The following is a 25837-nucleotide window of genomic DNA, read 5'->3' on the forward strand; positions in this document are numbered from 1 at the left end:
GACATGAAAGCCAAGATCTTCGCGGTCCTCGCGGCCGCCGTGGTCGCGGTGCCGGGGGGCGTCGCGTACGCGGAGCCGGACGCACACCACGGGCACGACAGCGTCCGGTACGCCGCCATCAAGAGCTGCGGCAAGGACGGGGACGCCAAGCCGTGCGGCGACTGGCGGCTCGTCATGCACGACGGCAGCCAGAGCATGCTGCACGACGCCCAGACGGTCGCGCTCGACGTGAAGGGCAAGAAGCTCGTGTACGCCTCGGCGCCCATCGCGGTCAGCGGCAACGGCCAGCGGGTCGCGTACATCACCAAGACCGGCAAGCTGGCCGTGCGCACGCTCGGGGGCGGCGTCAAGCTGTTCGGCAAGGACGCGCTGCCCCGGGTGGACCAGAGCAACGTCACCCTGCGCCTGTCCGACGACGGCGCCCGGCTGGCCGCCGTCATCTCCGGCGAGAAGGTCCGGAGCACGCGCGTGTTCGACACCGCCACCGGCGCCCGGCTCGGCTCCGTGCCGGGTGACATGATCGTGCTGGGCTTCAGCGGCGACGGGGGCGAGGTGCTCACCAGCGCCGACGGCGACGAGGGCGTCACCGACCTGGCCGTCTACAGCGACACGGGCGAGCAGCTCGTACGCGGCACGCCGCCGCAGGTCGTGTCGTCGAACTCGCCGCAGGCGCTGTCGGCAGACGGCCGCACGGTCGCGGCCCTCGTGGCGGGCGGCAAGCCGCAGCTCGTCCTGTACGACATGCAGAGCGACCAGGTCGTCGGCCGCAAGAAGATCAAGCTGCCGGCCGGGGACATCGACATGGTCGACTGGACCGGGGACACCCAGGTGACCGTCCACCTGGTCCGGTACCTGGAGAGCGGCAACAGGATGACCATCGTCCAGATCGACACCGAGACGGGCGCGGTCAAGGTCCGGGACCAGTACCGGATGCTGAAGGGCATGTTCGTCTTCGCGGCGTGCGGCGGCTGAGGCGGCGCGGGGCCCGGGGAGGCGGCGGGGATTCCCCGGGCCCGCACTGGCATAACCTTCTCGAGGTGGAGGTTCACTCGACCAAGGCGATGGCCGCCAGGGCCGTCGACCTGTGCGTGGCACTGCTGCACGAACGGCCGTCCGTCGAGTCGGTGTCGCGGGTCCTGCGCGACCACGGGGAGATCGGGGACCTCGACCTCGGCGAGGCCGACGTGACGGCGATGCGGGCGGCGGCGGCGCGGTTGCGCGAGGTCCTGGGCGCGGCCACCGCCGGCGAGGCGGCCGACCTGCTCAACCGGCTGCTCGCCGGATCGGCCCGAGCGCCCAGACTCACCAGCCACGGGGGCACGACGAGCTGGCACGTGCACGTCGACAGCGGGGACGACGCGCCGTGGGGGGAGTGGTTCCTGGCGTCGTCGGCGATGGCGCTGGCGGTGCTGCTGGCCGACCACCAGCGCATTCCCGGCGGGCTGTGCGCCGCGCGGGGCTGCGGGCGGCCGTACCTGGACTTCGGGGACGGCAGCCCGCGACGCTACCAGAGTCGTCCGCAGTGCTCCGGCCTTCAAGACGGAGGTGAAGCGGATCGTCCCGCGGAGCTGGGCAGGAACAGCCGGTTCGGCGCCAGGGCGAACCGGCGTCACTGGGTGGTGTCGTGATGGTCCTGGTGTTCGGCCCACCATTGGTAGGGGACTAGGACCGCGTATGGGGTGCCGTTGCGTTCCACGATGGTGGGTTCGTTCAGGTAGCGGGCGGCGTTGACGCGTTCGCCGATGTGTTCGCGGATTTCTCGAATTCCCATGCGAGTAGCCATAGATCCAATGGTGCACTGTGTACCGTGCAGCTTCGTTACTCCTACCGGATCGACCCGAGCCTGGGTCAGCAGATCGGGCTGGCCAAGACGTTCGGGTGCGCCCGGGTGGTGTTCAACGACGCCCTCGCGATCCGCAACCAGGCTCACGAGAACGGCGAACCGTTCGTCACCGACGCCGAACTGTCCGTCCGGGTGATCACGGTGGCGAAGAAGACCCCCGAGCGGGCCTGGCTTGCCGAGGTGTCGGCGGTGGCGCTGCAGCAGGCCCTGGCCGACTGCAACGCCGCGTTCCGCAACTTCTTCGACTCGATCGCAGGCAGGCGCAAGGGGCCGAAGCTGGGGCCGCCGCGTTTCCGGTCCCGCAAGGACAACAAGCAGGCGATCCGGTTCACCAAGAACGCCCGCTTCGCCATCACGGCGGACGGGAGGCTGCGTCTGCCCAAAATCGGGGATGTCGCGGTGCGCTGGTCGCGGGACCTGCCCGCCGAACCCTCCTCGGTCACGGTGATCAAGGACGCGGCGGGCCGGTACTTCGCCTCGTTCGTGGTCGCGGTCAAGCCTGAGCCGCTGCCCGAGACCGGTGGCGAGGTGGGGATCGATCTGGGGCTCGGTCACTTCGCCGTGCTATCTGATGGCCGCAAGGTCGACTCGCCTAGGTTTCTGCGCCGGGCGGAGAAGAAGCTCAAGCGCCTGAACAAGGTGCTGACGAGGAAGGAGAAGGGCTCGGTGAACCGGGCCAAGGCTCGCCTCAAGGTCGCCCGAGCGCACGCCAGGGTCGCCGACGCGCGCCGCGAGTTCTGCCACCAGCTCTCCACGAGATCATCCGCGAGAACCAAGCGGTGTACGTGGAGGACCTGGCGGTGAATGGGTTGGCGCGGAGTCGGCAGGCCAAGAGCGTGCACGACGCCGGGTGGTCGGCGTTCACCGGCATGCTGGAGTACAAGGCCAAGCTGTATGGCAGGACGTTCGCACGCGTCGACCGGTTCTTCCCGTCGTCAAAACTGTGCTCGACCTGCGGGACGGTCGCTGACAGCATGCCACTGCGGGTGCGGGAATGGGCCTGCCCGTGCGGGGCGGTCCACGACCGCGACATCAACGCCGCGATCAACGTCCGCAACGAAGGACATCGAATCGTCGCCGCTGGACGGAAACCCATGCCTGGAATGGGCGGGAAGCGGAGACGTAAAACGCCTGTGGAGGCCGGTAAGACCAAGCCGCCCGCGCGCACGCGCCGGCGGAAGGGCACGGTCGGCGAAGCAGGAAGCCACGGAAGTGCTGCCGCGTGAGTACGCGGCAGCACAGGCCGAATCCCCGAGCTTCAGCCCGGGGAGCGCGTCAATGCAGCACCCGCTGCGCCCGCGAACGCGCCGCCGCCCACCGCTCACGCACCTCGTCGCCCGCCACGGGCTGAGCGCGAAGTTTCGGCTCTATCGCGGCGCCCGGCTGTGAACACGGCCACGGCGGCGGCCTGGAGCACCGCGCCCGCCAGCAGGGCCGAACTCGCCGAATACGCCGCCAGCGCAGGCCGGGCCTGTGGCGGGTCAGGTCGAGCTGGTGATGACCGCGAAGCGGGCGCCGTAGGGGTCGGCGAGGAAGGCCATGCGGCCCACTCCCTCCACGTCCATGGCGGGAGCCCGCATCGTGCCGCCGAGCTGTTGCGCCATGGCCGCCGTGGCGTCGCAGTCGGGCACCTCGAAGTACGGCAGCCAGTGCGGGCTGTCGCCGGGCTGGAGCTGGATGATCCCGGCCATCGCCGAAGCCTCACCGCCGTCGGCGGGCGAGATGACGGGGTAGGACATGTCACCCATCGGCAGGTCCTCGATGCGCCAGCCGAACACCGACTGGTAGAAGGCCCGGATGGCGGCGGGGTCGGGGGTGTGGAGCTCGACCCAGCCGAGAGAGCCCGCTTCGGTGACCATGCCGAGCCCCTTCGTCCGGCCCGGCTGCCACACCGCGAACGCGGCCCCCGCCGGGTCGGCGAAGACCGCCATGCGGCCCTGGCCCTCGACGTCGCTCGGGGGGAAGAGCACCGTGCCGCCCGCCTGCTCGATCGTCTTGGCGATCACGTCGACGTCGGGCACCTGGAAGTACGTCAGCCACGCCGGGCTCCAGCCGTCCTGCGTCACCTGGCTGATCCCGGCGACCGTCTTGCCGTCGACCTGGCAGAAGCGATACTGCATGTACTCGGGGCCCAGCGTGACGGACTCCCAGCCGAACAGCCCCGTGTAGAAGGTGTTCGCCGCCTCCGCGTCGGGAGTGTTGACCTCGATCCAGCAGGGAGCGCCCGGTAGGTAGTCGGTGGTGAGCATGGCCTGCTCCTTCGTGTGACGAAGCGATGGGTGGCCTCTTCACCTCGCGGTGCGGGCTGAGGGCGATGCCACTCGTATCCGGCGATTGCCAGCCTCGCACGACCGACCGGCAAAGGCGAGCCGACACCCCAGTCGAATGCATGTTTGAACAAAGGCATACACTTGGCCCTATGACAGCCTCGTTCCAAGCGTCTCTGCTCGGCCTCGACGAGGAGCTCGGAGTCGGGCCGCTCGGCGCCACGGTCCGCAGGACACACCTCGACCACGGCGCCTGGATCGACCTGCGGCCGGGCTGGCTCACGGGGGCCGACACGCTGTTCGAGCGGCTGGTCGAGACGGTGCCGTGGCGGGCGGAGCGGCGGCGCATGTACGACCGGGTGGTGGACGTGCCGCGGCTGCTGAAGTTCTACGACGAGGACGAGACCCTGCCGGATCCGGTGCTCGAGGACTGCCGCCGGGCACTCGACGATCATTACGGGGATGAGCTGGGGGAGCCGTTCCGTACGGCGGGGCTCTGCTTCTACCGCGACGGCCGTGACAGCGTGGCCTGGCACGGCGACACGATCGGGCGGGGGAGCACCGAGGACACCATGGTGGCGATCGTCTCGGTCGGCGACCCCCGCCCGCTCCTGCTCCGGCCCCGTGGCGGCGGGCCGTCCATCCGGCGGGATCTGGGGCACGGGGATCTGATCGTGATGGGCGGGAGTTGCCAGCGCACGTGGGAGCACGCGATCCCGAAGACCTCCCGCCCGGCGGGGCCGCGCATCAGCATCCAGTTCCGCCCCCGCGGCGTCCGCTGACACCCCCTACGCGGTCAGCGGAGGGTCAGGTGGGCGAGGCGGCCCTGTTCGCCGGAGGCCCAGCAGGAGAGGTCGCGCGTGCAGGAGACCGTGTCGAACGATCCGTTGTCGAAGGTTTCCCAGGCGCGCCCGCCCGACCACGTCACGTCGCTGCCCGAAGGCCCCACCGCGATGGCGGCGAACGGCAGGTGGGGGAGCCACGTCACGCCGGAGCGGTAGGCGGGCGGCGGGGCGGTGGCGGGTTGCCAGGTGGTGGCGCCGTCCCGGGTGAGGGCGGCGGCGCTGGGGGAGGGCTGGTCGGGGCGGTAGTCGCCGCCGACCGCGAGGCCGTGGTGGCGGTCGCGGAAGGCCAGGCCGAAGACGCCGCGTGCCGGGTCGCCCGCGGGGATCGGGGTGTCGGAGACCGTCCACGTACGCCCGCGGTCGCCCGAGTGGAACACCCGTGACCGCTCCGCCCCGCCGGTGGCCAGCCAGGCGTCCCGGCCGCCCGCGGTGACCAGGCACTGGCCGCTCGCCGCGAACCCCGCCTCGCCCGGCAGCGCCTCGGGCATCCCGTCGGCCGGCAGCACCCGCCAGCTCCGCCCGCCGTCGTCCGTGGCCAGGATCCGGAACCGGCCGTCCACCGGGTCGCTCATGGCCAGCCCGTGTCGCCGGTCGAAGAAGGCCAGGCAGTCGTAGAACGCCCGGGGCTCGTCGTTCCTGAACGTCTCCGTCCACGTGCGCCCGCCGTCCTCCGTCCGGTAGACGCGCGAGTCCGTGCCCTCGCCGATCGACAGCGCCACGGCCCTGCGCTCGTCGAACGCCTCGATGTCGCGGAACTGGAGCGCGGAGGTGTCGGGCGGGGAGACGTTCTGCCAGCTCCGCCCGCCGTCGACGGTCCTCAGCACGGTGCCGCCCGAGCCCGAGGCCCACACCACGTCCCGGCTGACGGGCGACAGGCCGCGCAGGCGCGCGGTCACCCCGGTCTCCTTGAGCTCCCAGCCGAGCTTGGGGGTGCCGGCGTGGGCGGGGCCAGCGCGGACTACCGGGGCGGCGAGTACGGCGGCGGCCGCTGACAGCGCACTCAACGCGATTCGAAGCTTCATGTCGGGCAAACTAGCCCAAAGGATCAACACCGTCCATGGTGTCCGCCCGGCTCAGGGGTCAGGCGGACTCGCGGGCCGCGCCCCAGGACAGCAGGGCCTCCGCCGTGTCGAAGCGGCGGCTGGAGACCGACTCGCCGAGCAGCACGCCCACCAGCGTGTGGCCGCGCTTCTCGCCCGCGAACGCCAGCGTGAACCCGGCCGCCCGCGTGAACCCGGTCTTCAGCCCGATCGCGCCCGGCGTCCCGAGCAGCTTGTTGGTGTTGCGCCAGCTGTACGAGCGGTGCTCGGAGGTGGCGTCCAGCGAGTGGTACCGGGTCCCGGCCACCTCCTTGATCAGCGGGACCTGCACCGCCTTGACCGCCAGCACGCTCTGGTCGCGGGCGGTGGAGTAGCCGTCCCCGCCCCGCTTGGGCAGGCCGTCGGCGTTGACGTACTCGGTGTCGTTCATGCCCAGCTCGCGCGCCGTCGCGTTCATCTTGGCGACGAAGCCGCCGACGCCGGGGCCGTACGTGCGGGCGAGCGCGTGGGCGGCGTCCGCGCCGGAGGGGAGCATGAGGCCGTACAGGAGCTCGCCGACGGTGAGGCGGTCGCCGGGCCGCAGGTCGGCGGTGGTGCCGCCGCCGTCCTCCGCGTACTGGACGTCCTCCCGCTTGATCTGCACCACGTCCGTGGGCTTGGCGGTCTTCAGGACGACGTACGCGGTCATCATCTTGGTGACGCTGGCGATCGGGAGGCGGTCGTCGGCGTTCTTGCTGAAGAGGATCTTGCCGGAGGAGGCGTCCATCAGGTAGGCGGCGCTGCCGTACACCGTGGGCGCGTCCTGCTGGACGGCGTGAACGGGGGCGGCGGCGGGAGTGGCGGCGGCTGCGGGCGCGGTGAGCCCCGTGACCAGGGCAAGGGCACCTGCCGCAGCGGTCAGGTGAGCTTTCCGGATACGCATCGCTCCAGATTGCCGCGCTCTTTGAGCTGCTTTTGCCGAAATAACCGAAATTTCGTGACAAAGGGCGCGGAAAGCTCGGCTACGCCGGAGGAATCGTTCAGGTAAATCTTTTGCCGGACGTCCAGAAGTTGTCGGTCACGCGCTCACCCGCCAGCAACTCGGAGAACAAATCCTCCCACAATGGCATCACCAATTCAGGCGCGTACGCACGCGACGCTTTGTGCGCTGCCTTCCCCATCCGCACCCGCAGTTCCCGGTCCCCCATGACCCGGCTCAGCGCGGCGGCCAGCGCGTCCACGTCCCGCGCCGGCACGAGGACGCCGTCCACCCCGTCCGTCAGCACGTCCCGGGGCCCGGTCGGGCAGTCGAAGGCGACCACGGGCAGCGCGTGCGTCATGGCCTCGATCATCACCATCGGCAGGCCCTCGAACCGGGAGCTCAGCGCGTACACGGAGGACTCCGCCAGCTCCTTGTCCAGCCGCTCGGTGCGCCCGCGCAGCGACACGTGCTCACCCAGCCCGAACCCGTCGATGAGCCCCTGCAGCTGACCCCTGCGCGGCCCGGTGCCGAAGATGCGCAACCGCCATTCCGGATTTTCCCGCACCACCTGTGCGAAGGCCGTGATGAGCAGGTCGAACCCCTTCTGCGGCACCAGCCGCCCGGCCGCGACCACGACGGGATTGACCTGCTGGGAACGTTCCTGGTCGGCCTGATGGACCGCGTTCGGGATCTGCACGATGGGGGTCGAGGGCAGCAGGCGCTGGTACTCGAGCCGGTTGGTGCGCGTCAGCACGGTGACCGCGTCGAACCGGCCGTAGTGGCGGGCGATCTCCCTGCGGATGGTGTCGGGGTACGCCGACAGGTTCATGTGCTCCTGGGCGACCTTGACGACGTCCTTGGCGGCGCGGCGGGCGGCGATCAGGTTCAGGGCGGGCCTGGTGGTCACGAGGACGCCGTCGCGCAGGCTGGAGACGTACTCCATCGCCGCCCACTCCACCCGCTCGGTGAAGTAGTCGGCCGCGAACTCGCCCTTCGGCACGATCTTGCCGCGTACCCTGCGCCAGGCCCTGCGCCCGAACGAGTCCGGCACCCTGCCGGCGCGCTGGTCCACCAGCGTGGTGATCCCGACCTGCGGGTCGAGCGTGAACTGGGGGGTGTCGCGTCGCCGCACCAGGCTGACCAGCTCGACGTCGTGGCCCGCGGCGGCCATCGCGTTGGCCTGGTTGACGACGGTGCGGATGGTGCCGCCCATGCCGTACGCGTGCAGCATGAGATAGCGGATCTTCACGTCACGTACCCCCAGGTCCGGCACATGGGTTTCAGTGCGTCCGGGACCTGGTCCGCGGCGGGGAGCTCCCGCGCGGGCTGCACGGCGCCGGAGCGGATCTTGTCGCGCCAGTCCCCGAGGCCCTTCTCCAGGACGGCCTGCTTCCCGTACGCGAGCATCCCCGGCTCCCACGCCAGGCCCAGGAACTCGCAGATCTCGCGCGTCACCGTCTCCGGATCCGTGCTCAGCTCCTCGTACCTGACGGTCAGGCCGGGCAGGGCCGACCTGGCCCGCTGCACGGCCTTCATGTACCGCAGCGCGTCCAGCGCGGCCTCCTCGGGGGTGCGCTTGTCGGGGCTGGCCTCGTGCCAGGACGCGGCGATCGACGCGGGGTGGCGGAGCAGGAAGACGAAACGGGCATCGGGCCAGCAGGCGGCGATGCGCTGGTAGGCGAAGGCGTTCGCGGGGGTCTTGTCCACGATGACCCGTTTGCCGCTGCGGACCAGCTCCCGGTGCAGGACGCGGTCCCACAGCAGATGCTCCAGATCGGCCTGGTTGTGGCCGAGCGCCGCCATGGCCTTGGCCGCCAGGGTCGTGTCGAACTGCACGCGGAGCCGGCGTACGTGCAGCTCATGGGGGGCGTGCAGGGCGGAGTGGGCGTTCAGAATCGCGCGCAGGAGCGTCGAACCGGACCGCACGGGGGACAGGAGGAACACGGGGGAGTCGAGCAGCCGGTCGGTCGCCGGATCCGCGGGCGGTCTGATCTCGGGAACGGGCTGGGGAGGAGCCGCTTTTCCTACACGTTCGATCTGGAATCCGGTGAACCTGACCAGCGCTTTGTTCATTTTGCGCTGCCAGTTCATGCCGAGGCAGACTACCCATCGTTCCTGGCAATTCCCTGGCAACGGTAAACAGCGGACGTAATCCCATATTTACCGCTACGCTCGCGCGCGTGGACGATCTCGATCGCGTTTCCTGGGGCAAGCTGAAGCACGCCTACGGCAGGGCCACGGACGTGCCCGGCCAGATTCGGGCGCTCGCGTCCGCCGACGAAGGCGAACGCCAGAAAGCCATGTCGGCGCTCTACGGCAACATTTTCCACCAGGGCACCCGCTTCCCGGCCACCCCGCACGCGGTGCCGTTCCTGGCCCGCCTGGCCGCCGACCCCGCCACGCCCGACCGCGAGCCGATCCTCTATCTGCTCGCCTCCCTGGCCCTCGGTTACGAGGAGGGCCACCTGCCGGAAGGCGTCGGCATCGCGCGCTGGCGCGAGGAGAGCGCGGGCGTGCAGTCCAGGAGCAAGGAGGAGTCCGACGCCCACCTCGAGCAGTGGGTCAACGAGGCGCCGAACGACGCCGTCCGCAGGGACCGGGCCTACGTCCGGCAGACGTACGACTACAAGCTGGAGCGCATGTTCGACGCCGCCATGCTGGCCTCCTACGACGCCGTCAGGGAGAACCTGCCGATCTCCCTCCTGACCGACGGGGATCCGCAGGTCAGGACGGCCGCGGCGTACCTCGTGAGCTGGTTCCCCGAGGAGGCGGACACCACCGGGCCCGCACTCGCCGGCCTCGCCGAGGCCGACGCCGACCCGGTCACGGTCGCGACGGCGATGTTCGCGCTCTCCCTGCTGCCCAGGCCGGCGGAGGCGATCGAGCGCGGTCTCGGCCACGCCGACGGCCTCGTACGCGACGTCGCCGCCCTCGCGCTGGTCAACCTGCACGGGGAGGACGTGCCCCGGCAGGCCCGCGACGCCGTCGTCAGGCTCCTCACCGCCACCGGTCCCACCCGGCTCCCGTACGCCGAGGGCGACCTGGCCACGCTGGCCGCCCGCGTCAGCAAGCGACGCCTGCCGGGCGAGGCGCCCGCCAGGGCGCAGGCCCTCATCGCCCGCCTGGCGGCCGCGAAGCCCATGGACGCCTTCCCGATCGCGGGCGACCTCCTGGAGACCGTCGAGGACGCGCCGGAGCTACGGCGGGCCGCCCTCACGGCCATCGCCGACCTGAGCGACGACGCGTGGAGCTGGATCAACCTCCAGGAGGTCCTGCGCGCCCACGGCGTCCCGGACGACCGGGACGCCCTGCGGGAGCACCTGCGGGATCACTGACCGGCCAGGCCGGTGTGGGCCACGCCCCGGACGATCTGCCGCTGGAAGAGCACGAACACCACCAGCAGCGGCAGCCCGGCCAGCACGACCGAGGCCATGATCTGCGCGTACCGCAGCCCGAACGTCCCCTGCACCACGTTGGCCAGCCCGACGGGCAGCGTCATCGTGTTCGGGTCGGTGGAGACCAGGAACGGCCAGAGGAAGTTGTTCCAGGTCGTGATGAACGTGAAGATCGACACGGCGGCCAGCACCGGGCGCGACAGCGGCAGCACGATCGTGAAGAACACCCGCCAGCGCCCGGCCCCGTCCACGAAGGCCGCCTGCTCCAGCTCCGGCGGCACGTCCTGGAAGAACTTGAACAGCACGTACACGATCAGCGGCGCCGCCACCTGCGGCAGGATGATCGCCCACCACGTGTCGACCAGCCCGAGCGCCACCATCTCCGCGAACAGCGGCGCGATCAGCACGTGCGGCGGCACCATGATCCCGGCCAGGATCACCGCCAGCAGCACCCGCTGCCCCCTGAACTGCGTGCGCGCGAACCCGTACGCCGCCATCGCCGAGAACAGCACGGTCAGGAACGTGACGATCACCGCGGTGACGGTCGAGTTGATCGCCCACTTGACGATGCCGCCCGTGCCCAGGACCAGCCGGTAGGAGTCCAGGGTGATCTCGCTGCCGAACCACTGCAGCGGGACCTTCGTGGTCTCGGTCTCCGGCTTGAGCGAGGTGGCGATCGCCCAGGCGATGGGCGCGAGCCAGACGACCGCCAGGGCCAGGGCGACCACCAGCAGGACGAGCTGGCTGAAGCTGAACCGCTTGGTCATGACGAGACCTCCGCCCGCTTGCGGAACAGCCGCAGCTGCGCCAGGGACACGATGACGATCAGGACGAACAGGATGTACGAGACGGCCGAGGCGTAGCCGGTGCGGTAACCGGTGAAGCCGACGTCGTAGGCGTACTCGATGATCGGCCTGGTGGAGTCCTGCGGCCCGCCGGCGGTCATCAGGTAGATCTGGTCGAACACCTTCAGCGACGCCAGCAGCTGCAGCACCACGATGAGCGCGGTCGTGCGGCCCAGCAGCGGCAGGGTGATCGAGCGCAGCTTGTCCCAGGCCGAGGCGCCGTCGATGGCGGCGGCCTCGTACAGGTGCTGCGGGATCGACTGCAGCGCGGCCAGGTAGAGCAGGAAGTTGAAGCCGACCGTCCACCAGACCGTGGTCAGCACCATCGACCACATGGCGACCGAGGGGTCGCCCAGCCACAGGACGTCGGTGCCGAGCGTGCCGTTGAGCAGGCCGTAGTCGGGCGGGTAGATCATCTGCAGCCACAGCAGCGACACGACGGCGGACGGCAGCAGGAACGGCCCGAAGAACGACAGCCGCCACAGCCACTGCACGAACCGCAGATGGTGCACCAGCAGCGCGAACCCGAGGCCGAGCAGCACCAGCGGGACCGTGCTCAGCACGGTGAAGACCAGCGTGTTCCACAGCGAGTGCCACATGCGCGGGTCGGTGAACGCCTCGGCGTAGTTGGCGAACCCGACCAGGTGGTTGTTGCCGCCCGCGATGTTCACGCTCGACAGGCTCATCCGGAAGCCGAGCACCGTCGGCCAGACCAGGAAGGCCAGGTAGATCAGCAGGAACGGCGCCACGAACAGCAGCCCGTGCTGCGTCCAGCCGCGCCGGACCTTCGCCTCGGCGACGGGGGCGGCGGTCGCGGGGGCCGCGACGGTGGTGGTCATGCGCCCTCCTTCGTCGGTTCCTTGACCTCGGCAAGCTCGGTCATGGGCGCTCCTCGGCGGGGAAGGGGTTCGGGGCGGACAGCAGCCGGTTGAGCGCCGCCTTGGCCGCGGCCAGGCCCTCCTCCGGCGTGCGGTCCCCGGTGATGACCGGGGAGAAGGCCTGCCCGAACTCGAGCCACAGCCGCGACGCCGACCCGGTGAACCACACCTGCGGGTCGAGCGCGACGTCGGTGATGACCGAGCGGTACTCCGACTGCGGCTGGAGAGACAGGTACTCGGGCTCCTCCAGCGCCGGCAGGTACGCGGGCACGTGCCCGGCGACCGCCCAGTCCGCGCTGTTCTTGACCAGGTAGGCGATGAACCGGTACGTGGCCCGCTCGACCTCGGGGTCGCGGTTGCGCTGGTGCGGCAGCACGAACGAGTGGCAGTCGGCCTGCGCCGCCCCCGAGCCGAACACGTTGGGGAACCGGGTCATGCTGAACGGCGTCTTGCGTTCCTTGAGCCCGGTGGTCTCCCAGTCGCCGTTCCACAGGAACGCGGCCTGGCCGTTGGTGAAGTTGGCCACAGACGCCCCGTAGTCGGTGCGCCGGTCGCACAGCCCCTCCTCCCCGAGCCGGCGCATGAACCGCAGCACCTCGAGCGCCTTGGCGTCGTCGATGGCGATCTTGGTGCCGTCGTCCGACAGCAGCGTGCCGCCGCTCTGCGGGTAGAGCGAGTACCACACGCGCCAGGGCCCCACGGTGCCGATGCCGAGCGCGTCGTAGGCCAGCGGGGGCTTGCCGCCCATCACCTCCTTGGCCTTGTTCAGCGCCGCGACCAGCTCGTCCACGCCCGTGGTGGGCTTGAGCTTGCCGTCGGGGCCGAGCAGCCCGGCCTTCCCGCAGATGTCGGTGTTGTAGTACTGCACCATCGGGTGGGCGTCGAACGGGATCGCGTACAGCACGCCGTCGAGGTGGGCACGCTCCCAGATGGGCGGACTGAAGTCGGCGGCCCGCAGGCCGACCTCCTCCAGCAGCTTCACGTTGATGGGGTCGAGGATCTGGCCCGCGCCGATCCCGGCCAGGCGGGCCAGGTGGCAGGTGGCCAGATCGGGGGAGCGGCCGCCGGAGCCGGCCATCGCGATCTTCGTGTAGTACGGCTCGCCCCAGGCGAGCACGTTCTCCTCGACGAAGGTGTCCGGGTTGTCCTTGGCGAATGCCTGGACCATCTTGTTCATGATGATCCCGTCGCTCGCGCCGAGGAAGTGCCAGTACTGGACGCGGGTCTGGGACGAGCCGAACCCGACGGGGATGGCGCATCCGGTGGCGGCGGCGCCGGCGAGTGCGAGGCTCCCGCCGAGAAGCAGGCGGCGGGAGATGTGAGGGGGATCTTGCACGGTGGCCTCTTCCTGCGAGCTGTCGCTTTCCGCTGAGGTCGGGGGCCGTTTGTTTCGTTGGGGTTACCCGAGTGTTAGCGGTAACACTCGGTGTGTCAAGTCCCCTCCCCGACCAGCCCGACATGGTCGTGCGCCCTCTTGACCGGCCTCCTTGTTATCGCTAACAATCTGGATCACGTAACGCCCGCGAAACCCAGGAGATCTCTCCGTGCACCAGGCCAAACTCACGCTCGATCCCGCCTTCAAGGTCGCCCCGGTCCGGCGGCGCACCTTCGGCACGTTCGTCGAACACCTCGGGCGCTGCGTCTACACCGGCATCTACGAGCCGGGCCACCCGTCCGCCGACGAGGACGGCTTCCGCGGCGACGTGCTCGACCTGACCAGGGAGCTGGGGGTGTCCACCGTCCGCTACCCGGGCGGCAACTTCGTCTCCGGCTACCGCTGGGAGGACGGCGTCGGCCCCGTCGACCAGCGTCCCCGCCGCCTGGACCTGGCCTGGCACAGCACCGAGACGAACGAGGTCGGCGTCGACGAGTTCATGCGCTGGTGCCGCAAGGCCGGCGTCGAGCCCATGATGGCGCTCAACCTCGGCACCCGCGGCATCGAGGCGGCCCTCGACCTGCTGGAATACTGCAACCACCCGTCCGGCACCGCGCTGGCCGACCAGCGCATCGCCAACGGCTCCAAGGAGCCGCACGGGATCAGGATGTGGTGCCTGGGCAACGAGATGGACGGCCCCTGGCAGACCGGGCACAAGACCGCCCACGAGTACGGCCGGCTCGCCGCCGAGACCGCCCGCGCCATGCGCATGGTGGACCCGTCCCTGGAGCTGGTCGCCTGCGGCAGCTCCAGCTCCAGCATGCCGACCTTCGGCGCGTGGGAGGCCACGGTGCTGGAGGAGGCGTACGACGTGGTGGACTACATCTCCTGCCACGCGTACTACGAGGAGAAGGACGGCGACCTGGGCAGCTTCCTGGCCTGCTCGACCGACATGGAGTACTTCATCCGCTCGGTCGTGGCCACCGCCGACGCGGTCGGCGCCCGGCTGAAGTCGCGCAAGCGGATCGACATCTCCTTCGACGAGTGGAACGTCTGGTACCTGTCGCGCTTCCAGAACGCCGCCCCGCCCGCCGACTGGCCGGTCGCGCCGCGGCTGCTGGAGGACCACTACCACCTGGCCGACGCCGTCGCCTTCGGCGGCCTGCTGATCACCCTGCTGCGCAACAGCGACCGGGTCACGGCCGCGTCGCTGGCCCAGCTCGTCAACGTCATCGCACCCATCGTGACCGAGCCGGGCGGGCGGGCGTGGCGCCAGACCACCTTCCACCCGTTCGCGCAGGCGTCCCGGCTCGCCGCCGGTGACGTGCTGCGGGTGGAGCCGGTGTCGCCCGCGTACGAGACGGCGCAGTTCGGCGAGGTGCCGCTGCTGCACGCAGTGGCCACCCACTCGGAGGAGGGGACGACGCTGTTCGCCGTCAACCGCTCCACCGACGGGCCGCTCTCCCTGGAGATCGACACCCGGGCGCTCGGCGGCGCCCGCATCGTCGAGGCCACGACCCTGACCGACCCGGACGTCTACGCCCGCAACACGGCCGACGACCCGGAGCGGATCGCGCCCCGGGCCAACCCGGACGTGGAGCAGGACCCGGCCCGTGTGCTCCTGCCCCCGGTCTCCTGGAACGTGATCCGCCTGGCCCGCCCCTGATCACTCACGCCAAGGCCCGCCCCTCGCCCTGACCCGAGACGTGCGCATACGCGGCCCGGCCGCCGGAGCATCGGAGCTCATCGCCGCCGTCACGAGGGCGGCATAGAGCGCCGACGTCGCTTGAGGCGGGAGCTGGCTGGTCACCTCGCCGGCGGTCGGCCGGAGGAGGCGGGCGTGTGCACGGCGTCGCACGGCCACGGGGGCGGCACTGATCGCCGACCTCGCTTGAGGCGGGAGCTGGTCAGGCGCGGGACGGGCCGGCGGAGACGAGGCGGCGGGCGCCGGGGTGACCGGGGCAAACCTCCCCGCTACGCCTCCGCGGCCGGGGCGGTGCTCTCCCTCACGACCAGCTCGGGCTCCACCAGCCGCCGGGCCTCGACCGAGGCCCCCGCCATCCGGTCCAGCAGCAGGTGGAAGGCGTGCCTGCCCACCTCGCCGAAGTCCTGGCGTACGGTCGTCAGCGGCGGCCAGAAGTAGGCCGACTCGGGGATGTCGTCGAACCCGGTCACGCTCACGTCCTCCGGCACCCGCCGCCCGGCCTCGCGCAGGGCGCGCAGCACGCCGAGCGCCATCTGGTCGTTGGCCGCGAACACGGCGGTGACCTCGGGATCCCGGGCGAGCTGCTGCCCGAGCTGGTAGCCGGAACGCGAGCTCCAGTCGCCACGCAGCACCTCGGGCACCGGCCGGTCGGCGGACTCCAGCACGCCCCGCCACCCCTCGATGCGCCCGTTCGCGTCGAGCCAGTCGGCCGGCCCGGCCACGTGCCACACCGTGTGATGGCCGAGGCTGAGCAGGTGCCGGGTGGCCCTGGCGGCGCCCGTACGCTGGTCCACCTTGGCCACGGGCACGGGGATGTCGTCTCCGGCGTCGACCGCGACCACGGGCATCTCGGCCGGCAGATGCCGCAGCCCGTCGGCGGCCGACTCGTGCGGCGCGACGATGATCACGCCGTCCACCGCCTGGTCACGCAGCCGTTCCACGCCCTCCTCCATCGACCTGCGGCTGAGCGAGGGCAGGCTGGCGATGCTCACGTTGAACCCGGCGTTCCTGGCGGCCTGCTCGATGCAGTAGAGCGTGGAGGCGGGCCCGTACAGGGTGGTGTCGATGCTCACCACCCCGAGCACCCCGGACCGCCCGGTGACGAGCTGGCGCGCGGCCTGGTTGGGCCGGTAGTCGAGCTCCTGTACGGCGGCGAGCACGCGCGCCCTGGTCTCGGCCCGCACCCGATCCGGCGCGTTGAGCACGCGCGACACGGTCATGGCCGAGACTCCGGCGAGCACGGCTACGTCCATGAGCACCGCAGGCCTGCCGTCCCTGGATTTCACGGAGGCTCACCCCCTTGCCGATAACGCTAACAGCCGCCGACCCCGAACGCGCGGACCATTATCACCGCCCGACCCGCCTCCAGAAAAGCACGGCCTTTCACGACGTGCGCTTCCCGCTCGGGATTCCAGACAGCGCCCCCTCCGACCCCGAAACCTGCGCTCGCTTCGTTCGCCGTGGGCCCGCCCGTTGCCTGGTTACGCGGTGGGCCTGCTGGAGCCCACCCGGAAACCCCCGCTCGCTTCGCTCGCCACCCCCCACGTCGTCTGGTTGCGCGATGGGCCGTGGGGAGCACGCCCCGATCTCGGGCGGGGTAGCTTGCCGGGCCGCCCTCGTGCTGCCCCAGCCCTGGAACACGGACACGTCATCAGTCGTCGTCGGTGGACAGAAGCGCCGTGTCAGGCGCCTTCGACGATCGTAGATCTAGGGCGCGGACCCCTGGCTTCAGCCATGGGGGTAAGCCCTTCTGTCGAATCTTTGAGCGATAGATAGATCAACTCCGTATATTGATCCGTGTGGCTGTGACCTTGCGCACGAACAGCAACATCGCCTTCCAGTGCGCCTTTCACGTGGTGTGGTGCCCAAGTACCGCAGGCCAGTGCTGGGCGGCCGGATCGAGACGCGACTGAAAGAGCTGATCCGCGAGGTGATCGCGGACAAAGACGCGTGGCCGGTGGAACTGGAGGTCATGCCCGACCACGTTCACCTGCTGGTCGAGGTGGACCCGCAGTTCGGGATCCACAAGTTGGTCAAGGCCATCAAGAGCCGCTCTTCCCGCGTCCTGCGTCAGGAGTTCCCGAGCTTGACATCGAAACTTGCGACGCTGTGGACCAACTCTTACATCGTGGCCACCGTGGGCGGGGCACCTTTGGATGTGGTCAAGCGGTACGTCGCCAACCAGAAGAACCGGTGATCGCGGATGCTGACCGGACGTCAGTACCGCTTGGACCTGACCCCTGGTCAGGCAGAGTTCGCTGAGCGGATCGGCGCCGTCTGCCGCAGTGTGTGGAACACCGCCCTGGAGCAGCGCCGCACCTACCGCCGTCGGGACGCGTGGATCGGTTACCACGAACAGGCCCGCCAGCTCGCTGAGGCCAAGGGCGAGTTCACGTGGCTGGCAGAGGTGCCCGGCCACTGCCTTCAGCAGACGCTCATCGACCTGGACCAGGCGTGTGCCCGGCACGGGACCTGGAAGGTCCGCTGGAAATCCAAGGCCAAGACGCGGCCGTCGTTCCGGTTCCCCGAGGGCGCCAAGATCGCCATCGAGCGGCTCAACCGGCGCTGGGCGCGGGCGAAACTCCCCAAGCTCGGCTGGGTCCGCTTCCGCATCACCCGCCCGCTCGGCGGCAGGGTCAAGAACGCCACCGTCAGCCGGGACGGCACGCACTGGTATGTCAGTTTCCTCGTCGAAGACGGCGTGGTCACGCCGGAGCGGCACGACCACCCGGGCAGCGCGGTCGGTATCGACCGAGGTGTGGCCAAGGTCGTCACCCGCTCGGACGGCATCTTCCACCACCAGCTCTTCGCCCGCGAGCGGGAGGTCGAACACGCCGCCACGCTCCAGCGTCGCCTGGCCCGCACTCAGAAGGGCTCTGCCCGGCGCAAGCACGCCGCCGCGAAGCTCGGCAAGGCGCTGGCGAAGGTGCGGCGTCGCCGCGCTGACTTCGCCGCCAAGATCGCCCATACCCTGGCCGCCGGCTTCGAGCTGATCGTGTTCGAGGCCCTGGCGACCAAGAACATGACCGCCGGGGTGGCGCCCAAACCAGACCCCGGACAGCCGGGCGCGTTCCTGCCCAACGGGGCCGCGAGCAAGTCTGGTCTGAACCGGTCCATCCTGGACAAAGGCTGGCACCGGATCGAGTTGGCCACCCGCAGCAAGGCCCGCTACACGGGCACCCACGTGATCACCGTGAACCCGGCGTACACCAGCCAGACGTGCAACGTGTGCACGGTGGTGGATCGGAAGTCCCGCCAGAGCCAAGCGGTCTTTCGGTGCACCTCGTGCGGACACACCGAGCACGCCGACGTGAACGCCGCCAAGAACATCCTCACCGCCGGGAGGGCGGAGCACGCACAACCCAGACCGGGTGCGCGGGCTGGGGCGCGCAAACCACGCAACCGTGTGGGCCGGAAGGCGAACCGCCAAGCAACAGCAGCTCAGGGCCACGCTACGGTGAGCCCCGAGCTGGCTGGAATCCCCCCGACTTCAGTCGTGGGGAGCGCTTCAACTGCCACTCCTACATGTACGCGCGCAGCACCTCCTCGAAGGGTCCGAGGGCGGCGACTTCTACCTGCTGCGCGGCTCGTACACCAACCACATGCTCCGCACGCCGGACGGCTGGCGCATCGAGCGCGTCGTCCAGCACGTCGGCTGGGCCGACGGAAACCGCGGCGCGGTCGCGGAGGCGGTGGCCCGGACCCGGGCGAAAGGGATCAGCGGTTAGGTAGCGCCCGGCGGGGTGCTATGGTGTGAAAAGCTCGTGATCAGAAGCTAGGAGACCAGACGTGGCAGGTGACGACGACATCTCCGGGTGATACCGGAGGTTGAGCGGCCCCGGCAGGCGCACATTGACCGCCGCCGATGTGGCCCTCGTCGTCGTTCCCCGAAACCCCTTTGCCGGGCGGCTTCGGCGCGCCCGCGTTCTTTCACGAGGTCTTCTCGCATGTCCGATGCGTTCATCATCTGCTCCAGCCTGTCCTTTTCCTGGCCTGACGACACGCCCGTCTTCAGCGACCTGTCCTTCACCGTGGGCGGCGGCCGTACGGGCCTCGTCGCCCCGAACGGCGCGGGCAAGAGCACGCTGCTCAAGCTGATCGCCGGCGAATACCGGCCCGGAGGCGGCAGCGTGTCCGTCAGCGGGCTGCTCGGTTACCTGCCGCAGAGCCTGCCCCTCACCGGCGACCTGACCGTGGCCGAGGTCCTCGGCATCGCCCCGGTGATCGCCGCCCTGGACGCCATCGAGTCGGGCGACGCCAGCGAGGAGCACTTCACCACTATCGGCAACGACTGGGACATCGAGGAGCGCACCCGTGCCCAGCTCGACCGGCTCGGGCTCGGCGACCTGGTGTTCGACCGCACGCTGCGGACGCTGAGCGGCGGCCAGGTCGTCTCGCTCGGTCTGGCCGCGCAGCTGCTCAGGCGGCCCGACGTCCTGCTGCTCGACGAGCCGACGAACAACCTCGACCTCGACGCCCGCCGCCGGCTCTACGATGTGCTCGGCGACTGGAACGGCTGCCTGCTCGTGGTCAGCCACGACCGCGCGCTGCTCGACCGGATGGACCGCATCGCCGAGCTCGACCGTGGCGAGGTCCGCTTCTACGGCGGTGACTTCACCGCGTACGAGGAGGCCGTACGCGCCGAGCAGGAGGCCGCCGAGCGGACCGTGCGCAGCGCCGAGCAGGAGCTCAAGCGCGAGAAGCGAGAGATGCAGCAGGCCCGCGAGCGCGCCGACCGCCGGGCGAGCAACGCCGCCCGCAACCTCAAGAACGCCGGCCTGCCGCGCATCTTCGCCGGGAACATGAAGCGAGGAGCCCAGGAGTCGGCCGGGCGGGCGGGCCAGATGCACGCCGCCCGCGTCAGCGACGCCAAGGCCAGGCTCGACGAGGCCGGGCGGGCGCTGCGCGACGACCAGAAGATCACGCTGGAGCTGCCGGGCACGAACGTGCCCGCCGGGCGCACGGTCTTCCACGGCGAGCACCTGCAGGCCCGCAACCTGTTCGCCGAGCCGGGCATCGACCTGACGGTCCGCGGACCCGAACGCATCGCGCTGACCGGCCCCAACGGCGCGGGCAAGTCGACCCTGCTGCGCCTGATCAGCGGCGACCTGGAGCCCGACGGCGGCACGACCAGGCGGGCCGACGGCCGGGTCGCCTACCTGTCGCAGCGGCTCGACCTGCTCGACGTCGAGCGCACCGTGGCCGAGAACCTGGCCGCGTTCGCCCCCCGCATGCCGGAGGCGGAGCGGATGAACCTGCTCGCCCGCTTCCTGTTCCGCGGCCCCCGCGCGCACCTGCCGGTGGGCGTGCTGTCGGGCGGCGAACGGCTGCGCGCCACGCTGGCCTGCGTGCTCTGCGCCGATCCGGCGCCCCAGCTCCTGCTGCTAGACGAGCCCACCAACAACCTCGACCTGGTCAGCGTGGGGCAGCTGGAAAGCGCGCTCGGTTCGTACGAGGGCGCGTTCGTCGTGGTCAGCCACGACGAGCGGTTCCTCGCGGAGATCGGGGTGGAGCGGTGGCTGGAGCTGTCCGGCGGCCGGCTGCTGGAGACCGGAGGGCCCGCCGGTGAGTGACGCGCTGCTCGCCCGCGACCTCGTACGGACGCTGGGCACGCGGCGCGTGCTCGACGGCGTCACCCTCACCGCCGCCCCCGGCCGCCGGATCGGGTTGATCGGCGAGAACGGCGTGGGCAAGTCCACCCTGCTGCGGCTGCTGGCGGGGGTGGACCAGCCCGACTCCGGCGCCGTCGTCCGCCCCGCCGACCTCGGCTTCCTGCACCAGGAGCTGCCGTTCGACGGCCGGGCCACGATCGCCGACGTGCTCGACGACGCCCTGCGCGAGGCGCGCGCGGACCTGGCCGAACTCGACCGGCTCACCCGGGCGCTCGCCGACGCCCCGGACGACGCCGCTCTGCTCGAAGCGTACGGGGCCCGGCTCGACCAGGCGCAACAGCGCGAGTCCTGGGACGCGGACCGGCGCGCGGAGATCGTCCTCGACCGGCTCGGCCTGGGCGGCGTGCCGCTTTCCCGCGCGCTCGCGTCGCTGTCGGGCGGGCAGCGCGGGCGGCTCGCCCTGGCGGCGCTGCTCATCAGACGGCCCGCGGCGCTGCTGCTCGACGAGCCCACCAACCACCTGGACGACGCCGCCGCGATGTTCGTGGAGGAGCAACTGTGCGGCATGACCGGGGTGGTGGTCGTGGCCAGCCACGACCGGGCGTTCCTGGACGCGGTCTGCACGGACCTGGTCGATCTCGACCCCGCGGTGGACGGGCCCGTCCGGTACGGGGGCGGGTACGGCGCGTACCTGGCCGAGAAGCGCGCCGAGCGGGAGCGCTGGGAGCGGCGGCACGTGGAGGAGCAGGAGGAGCTCGGCGAGCTGCGCCGGTCCGTCGCGGTGACGGCGCGGCGGGTGGCGCTGGACGGGCTGCGGCGCGACAACGAGAAGATGGGGTACGGGCACCGCGGCGGGCGCGTCCAGAGCCAGATCTCGCGCCGGGTGCGCAACGCCGCCCGGCGGCTGGCCGAGCTGGAACGCGACCAGGTGCCCCCTCCACCGGCGCCGCTCCGCTTCCACGCTCCCGCCCTGGCCACTCACGCGCCGGAGGATGCCGCTCCTGCCCTGGCCGCCCACGCGCCGGAGGACTCCGCTCTCGACGCGCCCCTGCTGTCGTTGCGCGGGGTGCGGGTGCCGGGACGGCTCGCCATCGACCGGCTCGACGTGTCGCCCGGGGAGCGCCTGCTGGTCACGGGGCCGAACGGGGCGGGCAAGTCGACGCTCCTGGCGGTGCTGGCCGGCCGGCTCGACGCGGAGGGCGAGGTGCGGCGGCGGGGTGGGCTGACCGTCGGGCTGCTGGCCCAGGACACCGTGTTCGAGCGGCCGGACCGCACGGTGCGGGAGACGTACGAGCTGGCCCTGGGAGCGGAGCGCGCCGAGTCAGTCCCGCTGCGCTCCCTCGGCCTGATCGGCGCGCGGGACGTGGACCTGCGGGTGGGGGAGCTGTCGGTCGGCCAGCGCCGACGGCTCGCGCTGGCGCTGCTGGTGGCGGACCCGCCGGAGGTGCTCCTGCTCGACGAGCCCACCAACCACCTCTCGCCCCGCCTCTCCGACGAGCTGGAGGAGGCGATGGGCGCCGCAGGACCCGGCGCGATCGTGATCGCCAGCCACGACCGGTGGTTGCGAGCGCGCTGGCAGGGCCGTCACGTCCGGCTTTGTGACTCTTGACGGACGGCGTCGCCGTGCGGCCGATCACCTACCGCCGGGTGTGAGCCGTGCCAGCTCGGCGCGGGAGGTGATGCCCAGCTTGGGGAAGGCATTGTAGAGGTGGGAGGCGACCGTACGCGGGCTCAGGAACAGTTGGGTGGCTATCTCGCGGTTGGACGCTCCCGTGACGGCCAGCCGTACGACCTGGAGTTCCTGCGGGGTGAGAGAGGCCAGCGGGTCGTCGGTGGCGCGGTTGGGGACCGAGACGCCGGCGGCGCGCAGCTCACCGGCCGCGCGAGCGGACCAAGGCGCGGCACCCAGGCGGTCGAACGCCTCCTTGGCTCTCTGCAGATGGCTGCGGGCCTCGGCGCGGCCTCGGTGTCGGCGCAGCCACTCGCCGTAGACCAGGCGGGTACGCGCCTCGTCGAAAGGCTGGTCGCCCTCGGCGTGCAGGGCCAGCGCCCGCTCGAACAGCCCGCCTGCCTGATCGTCGGAGGCCAGCAGTGCGCGGATGCGGTGGAGGACGGCGAGAGGTACGGCCTGACGCGTGGCCTCGGCCCACTCCGTGTACGCCCGCAGCCGGTCCGACATGCGCTGTCGATCTCCCACCCGGACAGCGGCCTCGATGTAGTCCGCCCAGCAGTAGCGCCAGATGAAGGCATGGCGCGTGGGACCCGCCATCGCCCGGTCCACTCGGTCGAGCACGGCTTCGTAGCGGCCCAGCCCGAAGTCGAGGATCACCCGCGCGCACTCGGCCTAGCAGGCTGCGGGCATCCAGCCGCGGGCGTCGGCCTCGCGGATCGCCTCATCGGCCAGCGCCGAGGCCTCCTCCTCCGCGCTGGCGACCGCGGACAGCCAGGCGTGCACCCCGGCCAGATAACCGCGCCACAACGGCTGGCCCAGGTCAGCGGCCAGCGCCATCCCCTCGGCCGCCGTGGCGCGCCCGGCAGGGTGCCTGCCGTTCAGCAACTGGGCGATGGACAGAAGAGTCATCGCCTGCGGCAGGCGCCCCAGCCGTCCCTGCGTCCGGCAGTCCTCGACGAGTTCGACCGCCTCCTTGAGCATGCCCACCAGGTCGGCGCGGTGCAGTGACTGGAAGGCGACGACAAAGCGCAGCTCGGACGGCATGTGCTCGGCCGGGTCCGGCGTGAGGTGGGCCTGTCCGGCCACCGAGCCGCCCTCGAGAATCAGGCGAAAGGCCTTGTTGATGCCGCGCACCACTGCGGGCAGGCCCGCGCCGTCCGGGGTCAGTTCTTCCGTACGGCGGGCAAGCGGCACCTGGTCGGGGTGGGTGGCGCTGGCCCAGATGTAATACCCGGCCATGCCGAGCAGCGACAGCCTGGTGGGCAGGTCGTCGGCCGCCTCGGCGCCTTCGTGCAGCAGGCGGGCGGCCTCCAGCGGCCGGCCCGCCTCTATCTCCAGCTTCGCGCGCACGTGGGCCAGCTCGGCCAGGACGGCCCGCCTCGGCGTCGTCGTCTCGGCCAGGTGTCGTGCCCTGTCCACCTGCTCACCCGCAAGCAGCCACAGGCCCGCCTCGACCGCGGCCTGGGCTGCGGCCGTCCACCGGCGTACGGCTTCGGCGGTATCGGGGGACAGCTCCGCCGCCCGCGCGTAGGCCGCCGACACCGCCGCCTGCCCGCCGCGCAGCCGGGCGCGCACGGCCAGGCACTCCAGCTGCCCGGCCACCTCCTCGTCGGGCTGCAGGGTGATGGCGGCCAGGTGCCAGGCCCGCCGGTCATCGTCGACCGCCTCCGCCAGCGCCCGGTGGGCGGCCATCCGGGCGGCGATGTCGCAGGCCAGCAGAACCGCGGTGCGCACCAGCGGATGGTGGAAGACGACACTCACCGAGGACGTGCGGGCCAGGCCGGCGCGCTCGGCTGCGGCGAAGTCGACCAGCGAGGCGCCGAGCAGGCCGGCGGCTCGTGCGAGCACGTCCAGCTCGTCGTGATGATCGAGGGCCGCCACCAGCAAACAGGAGCGGGTGGCCTCGGGAAGCGCTGCTATCCGGTCGCGGAAGCCGAGCAGCACCCTCTCCGTCACCGGCTGTGCCGTACCGAGGGAGAAGGACAGCGGGACCAGGGCGCTCCTGCGCTGCTCGGCGGTGAGCATGCGGGGCAGCTCGATCAGGGCGAGCGGGTTGCCCTGAGCCTCGGCGACGAGCTGGTCGCGTACGGTAGGCGGCAGGTCCGCCGCCTGCTCGGTGAGAAGCCTCCGCGCGGTCTCGGCGTCCAGCTTTCCCGGCCGCAGCTCGGGCAGCTCGGTCGTGCGGAAGGCTTCTCGGGCGGCGAGCAGGATCATGACGGGTTCGGCGTGCAGGCGGCGCGCGGCGAACAGCAGCGCGTCGGCCGATTCGCCATCCAGCCACTGCGCGTCGTCGACCAGGCAGAGCACCGGTGTCTCGGCCGACAGCTCCACGAGCAGGCTGAGGGTGGCCAGCCCGACGAGGAAGCGGTCTCCCCGCGGGGCGTCGCCCAGAGCCAGCGCGCCGCGTAACGCCTCCGCCTGCTGCGCCGGCAGCGGCTCGAGGTGATCGAGCACCGGACGGAGCAGCCGGTGCAGGGCGGCGAACGGCAGATCGGCCTCGGACTCGACGCCGGTCACACGCAGCACGCGCCCCCGCGCTTTCGCGGCGGCGTGCTCCAGGAGAGCGGACTTGCCGATGCCCGCCTCGCCACGCACGATCAGTGTGCCCGACCGGCTCTCGAGCAACTCGCCGATGACGGACAGTTCCGCCTGACGCCCGTACAACATCGGACCCCCACCTGAACGGGACTGGTTTCAAACCCAAAGAGAGCGAGGGTCCAATGCGTGGCCATCCGTCTGATCGTCACGCAGGCGACCAGAGCGCACGCAACGGGCGCGTGCCTTCCTCGACGTAGTCGGCGATAGGCCGGTCGCCCCCGCCCAGATACCACTGCTCGAGCGCGGCGAAATAGCCGAAAGCCAGGGCGTTCGCGGTCACCCGCGCCTGCGTTTCGGTCAGCTTTCCGGCCGAGGCGAGGCTCGGCGCGATCCGCTGGCTCGCTCGGTCGAGGGTGGCACAGACGGCCATCCGCACCGACGGTTCTGCGAAGAAGTAACGGACCCTGCGCCACGGATTTCCTTCCTGCTCGTACGCACGAACAGCTCGGAGCAGGCTTTCGACCGGATCCGCGGGATCCAGGAGCTCTTCGAGCATCTCCGGGCTCATGGCGTCGAACTCGTCGGCGACGATGAGCGCTTCCTTGGTGCCGAAGTAGCGATACACCGATGACGGCGAGACCTCGGCCGCGGCCGCGATCTCCTCGATCGTGACGGCGCCGAACCCCCGCTCGTCGAACAGATCGAGTGCGCGTTCCTGGATGGTGCGCATGGCTTGGAGCCGTTGGCGCTCACGAAGTCCGCTCACGCCACGAAGGCTATCAGAAAGTCACTCCCAAATGACATTGGACTCGCTGAAAACATCTTGTACAGTGACTCTCTATTGAAAGTGACTGTCACGAA

21 protein-coding genes and 2 pseudogenes are annotated in these 25837 nt (G+C 71.0%); 10 read left to right on the forward strand and 13 right to left on the reverse strand.

The features are described from left to right. The first annotated feature begins 3 nt into the window (after positions 1–3). Complete coding sequence (locus tag ACIBI9_RS21445; RefSeq protein ID WP_397223912.1) at positions 4–972, forward strand: hypothetical protein; 969 nt, start codon at positions 4–6, stop codon at positions 970–972. Positions 973–1037: 65 nt separating this feature from the next. Continuing rightward, positions 1038–1628, forward strand: a complete 591-nt coding sequence (locus ACIBI9_RS21450) for an ABATE domain-containing protein (RefSeq protein ID WP_397223913.1) — start codon at positions 1038–1040, stop codon at positions 1626–1628. On the opposite strand, the gene ACIBI9_RS21455 is transcribed toward ACIBI9_RS21450, so the two are convergent. Continuing rightward, a complete protein-coding gene (locus ACIBI9_RS21455) occupies positions 1610–1771 on the reverse strand; it encodes a type II toxin-antitoxin system prevent-host-death family antitoxin (RefSeq protein ID WP_397223914.1) in 162 nt (53 codons plus the stop codon). The two genes, ACIBI9_RS21450 and ACIBI9_RS21455, sit on opposite strands and share 19 nt — an antisense overlap. A gap of 36 nt (positions 1772–1807) precedes the next feature. Between ACIBI9_RS21455 and ACIBI9_RS21460 the strand changes: the two are divergent. Beyond that, positions 1808–3069 (forward strand): annotated as a pseudogene (locus ACIBI9_RS21460) (RNA-guided endonuclease InsQ/TnpB family protein). A 255-nt stretch (positions 3070–3324) separates the two neighbouring features. Here ACIBI9_RS21460 and ACIBI9_RS21465 read toward each other — a convergent pair. After that, complete coding sequence (locus ACIBI9_RS21465; protein ID WP_397223915.1) at positions 3325–4092, reverse strand: VOC family protein; 768 nt, start codon at positions 4090–4092, stop codon at positions 3325–3327. 170 nt (positions 4093–4262) lie between these two features. Here ACIBI9_RS21465 and ACIBI9_RS21470 point away from each other — a divergent pair, with 170 nt between their 5' ends. Beyond that, positions 4263–4892: an alpha-ketoglutarate-dependent dioxygenase AlkB gene (locus tag ACIBI9_RS21470; protein WP_397223916.1), complete on the forward strand. Its 630-nt coding sequence runs from the start codon at positions 4263–4265 to the stop codon at positions 4890–4892. 14 nt (positions 4893–4906) lie between these two features. On the opposite strand, the gene ACIBI9_RS21475 is transcribed toward ACIBI9_RS21470, so the two are convergent. The 4 genes from ACIBI9_RS21475 to ACIBI9_RS21490 all read right to left on the reverse strand — a co-directional run bounded on the left by ACIBI9_RS21475 (position 4907) and on the right by ACIBI9_RS21490 (position 9047). Continuing rightward, positions 4907–5977 (reverse strand): WD40/YVTN/BNR-like repeat-containing protein, encoded by a 1071-nt coding sequence (locus ACIBI9_RS21475; protein WP_397223917.1) that lies wholly within the window; start codon positions 5975–5977, stop codon positions 4907–4909. A gap of 58 nt (positions 5978–6035) precedes the next feature. Further along, a complete protein-coding gene (locus tag ACIBI9_RS21480) occupies positions 6036–6917 on the reverse strand; it encodes a D-alanyl-D-alanine carboxypeptidase family protein (protein ID WP_397223918.1) in 882 nt (293 codons plus the stop codon). A gap of 97 nt (positions 6918–7014) precedes the next feature. Further along, positions 7015–8205 carry a glycosyltransferase family 4 protein gene (locus ACIBI9_RS21485; protein ID WP_397223919.1) on the reverse strand — a complete coding sequence of 397 codons (1191 nt, stop codon included), beginning with the start codon at positions 8203–8205 and terminating at the stop codon, positions 7015–7017. Further along, positions 8202–9047 carry a sulfotransferase family protein gene (locus ACIBI9_RS21490; RefSeq protein ID WP_397223920.1) on the reverse strand — a complete coding sequence of 282 codons (846 nt, stop codon included), beginning with the start codon at positions 9045–9047 and terminating at the stop codon, positions 8202–8204. Before ACIBI9_RS21490 ends, ACIBI9_RS21485 begins: the two co-directional genes overlap by 4 nt. A gap of 89 nt (positions 9048–9136) precedes the next feature. Between ACIBI9_RS21490 and ACIBI9_RS21495 the strand changes: the two genes are divergently transcribed. Further along, complete coding sequence (locus ACIBI9_RS21495; RefSeq protein ID WP_397223921.1) at positions 9137–10291, forward strand: hypothetical protein; 1155 nt, start codon at positions 9137–9139, stop codon at positions 10289–10291. Here ACIBI9_RS21495 and ACIBI9_RS21500 read toward each other — a convergent pair. From ACIBI9_RS21500 to ACIBI9_RS21510, 3 genes are read right to left on the reverse strand one after another with little or no spacing between them, the layout of a single operon-like run. Continuing rightward, positions 10285–11118: a carbohydrate ABC transporter permease gene (locus ACIBI9_RS21500; RefSeq protein ID WP_397223922.1), complete on the reverse strand. Its 834-nt coding sequence runs from the start codon at positions 11116–11118 to the stop codon at positions 10285–10287. The genes ACIBI9_RS21495 and ACIBI9_RS21500 overlap by 7 nt on opposite strands. Beyond that, complete coding sequence (locus ACIBI9_RS21505; protein WP_397223923.1) at positions 11115–12035, reverse strand: carbohydrate ABC transporter permease; 921 nt, start codon at positions 12033–12035, stop codon at positions 11115–11117. Before ACIBI9_RS21505 ends, ACIBI9_RS21500 begins: the two co-directional genes overlap by 4 nt. Positions 12036–12075: 40 nt before the next feature. Next, the gene (locus ACIBI9_RS21510) at positions 12076–13410 is read right to left on the reverse strand and encodes an extracellular solute-binding protein (RefSeq protein ID WP_397223924.1); all 1335 of its coding nucleotides are present in this window, start codon (positions 13408–13410) and stop codon (positions 12076–12078) included. Between the two features lie 208 nt (positions 13411–13618). On the opposite strand from ACIBI9_RS21510, the gene ACIBI9_RS21515 reads away from it, so the two are divergent. Next, positions 13619–15115, forward strand: a complete 1497-nt coding sequence (locus tag ACIBI9_RS21515; RefSeq protein WP_397223925.1) for an alpha-N-arabinofuranosidase — start codon at positions 13619–13621, stop codon at positions 15113–15115. A 308-nt stretch (positions 15116–15423) separates the two neighbouring features. Here the strand turns inward: ACIBI9_RS21515 and ACIBI9_RS21520 are convergent, their stop codons facing one another. Beyond that, on the reverse strand, positions 15424–16407 hold the full coding sequence (locus ACIBI9_RS21520; RefSeq protein WP_397224188.1) for a LacI family DNA-binding transcriptional regulator: 984 nt from the start codon (positions 16405–16407) through the stop codon (positions 15424–15426). Positions 16408–16953: 546 nt separating this feature from the next. On the opposite strand from ACIBI9_RS21520, the pseudogene tnpA reads away from it, so the two are divergent. The 4 genes and pseudogenes from tnpA (at position 16954) to ACIBI9_RS21540 (ending at position 22375) form a co-directional block, all read left to right on the forward strand. Next, positions 16954–17351, forward strand: a pseudogene (gene tnpA, locus ACIBI9_RS21525) (IS200/IS605 family transposase). 6 nt (positions 17352–17357) lie between these two features. After that, complete coding sequence (locus tag ACIBI9_RS21530; protein ID WP_397223926.1) at positions 17358–18911, forward strand: RNA-guided endonuclease InsQ/TnpB family protein; 1554 nt, start codon at positions 17358–17360, stop codon at positions 18909–18911. Between the two features lie 190 nt (positions 18912–19101). Beyond that, positions 19102–20727: an ABC-F family ATP-binding cassette domain-containing protein gene (locus tag ACIBI9_RS21535; protein ID WP_397223927.1), complete on the forward strand. Its 1626-nt coding sequence runs from the start codon at positions 19102–19104 to the stop codon at positions 20725–20727. After that, the gene (locus ACIBI9_RS21540) at positions 20720–22375 is read left to right on the forward strand and encodes an ABC-F family ATP-binding cassette domain-containing protein (RefSeq protein WP_397223928.1); all 1656 of its coding nucleotides are present in this window, start codon (positions 20720–20722) and stop codon (positions 22373–22375) included. Before ACIBI9_RS21535 ends, ACIBI9_RS21540 begins: the two co-directional genes overlap by 8 nt. A gap of 24 nt (positions 22376–22399) precedes the next feature. On the opposite strand, the gene ACIBI9_RS21545 is transcribed toward ACIBI9_RS21540, so the two are convergent. The 3 genes from ACIBI9_RS21545 to ACIBI9_RS21555 form a co-directional block, all read right to left on the reverse strand. Further along, positions 22400–23095: a LuxR C-terminal-related transcriptional regulator gene (locus ACIBI9_RS21545; protein ID WP_397223929.1), complete on the reverse strand. Its 696-nt coding sequence runs from the start codon at positions 23093–23095 to the stop codon at positions 22400–22402. Positions 23096–23110: 15 nt separating this feature from the next. Beyond that, a complete protein-coding gene (locus ACIBI9_RS21550; RefSeq protein WP_397223930.1) occupies positions 23111–25105 on the reverse strand; it encodes an AAA family ATPase in 1995 nt (664 codons plus the stop codon). A 76-nt stretch (positions 25106–25181) separates the two neighbouring features. Continuing rightward, positions 25182–25742, reverse strand: a complete 561-nt coding sequence (locus tag ACIBI9_RS21555) for a TetR/AcrR family transcriptional regulator (RefSeq protein ID WP_397223931.1) — start codon at positions 25740–25742, stop codon at positions 25182–25184. Positions 25743–25837: the final 95 nt, after the last annotated feature.

This window comes from Nonomuraea sp. NPDC050451 (assembly GCF_044458585.1).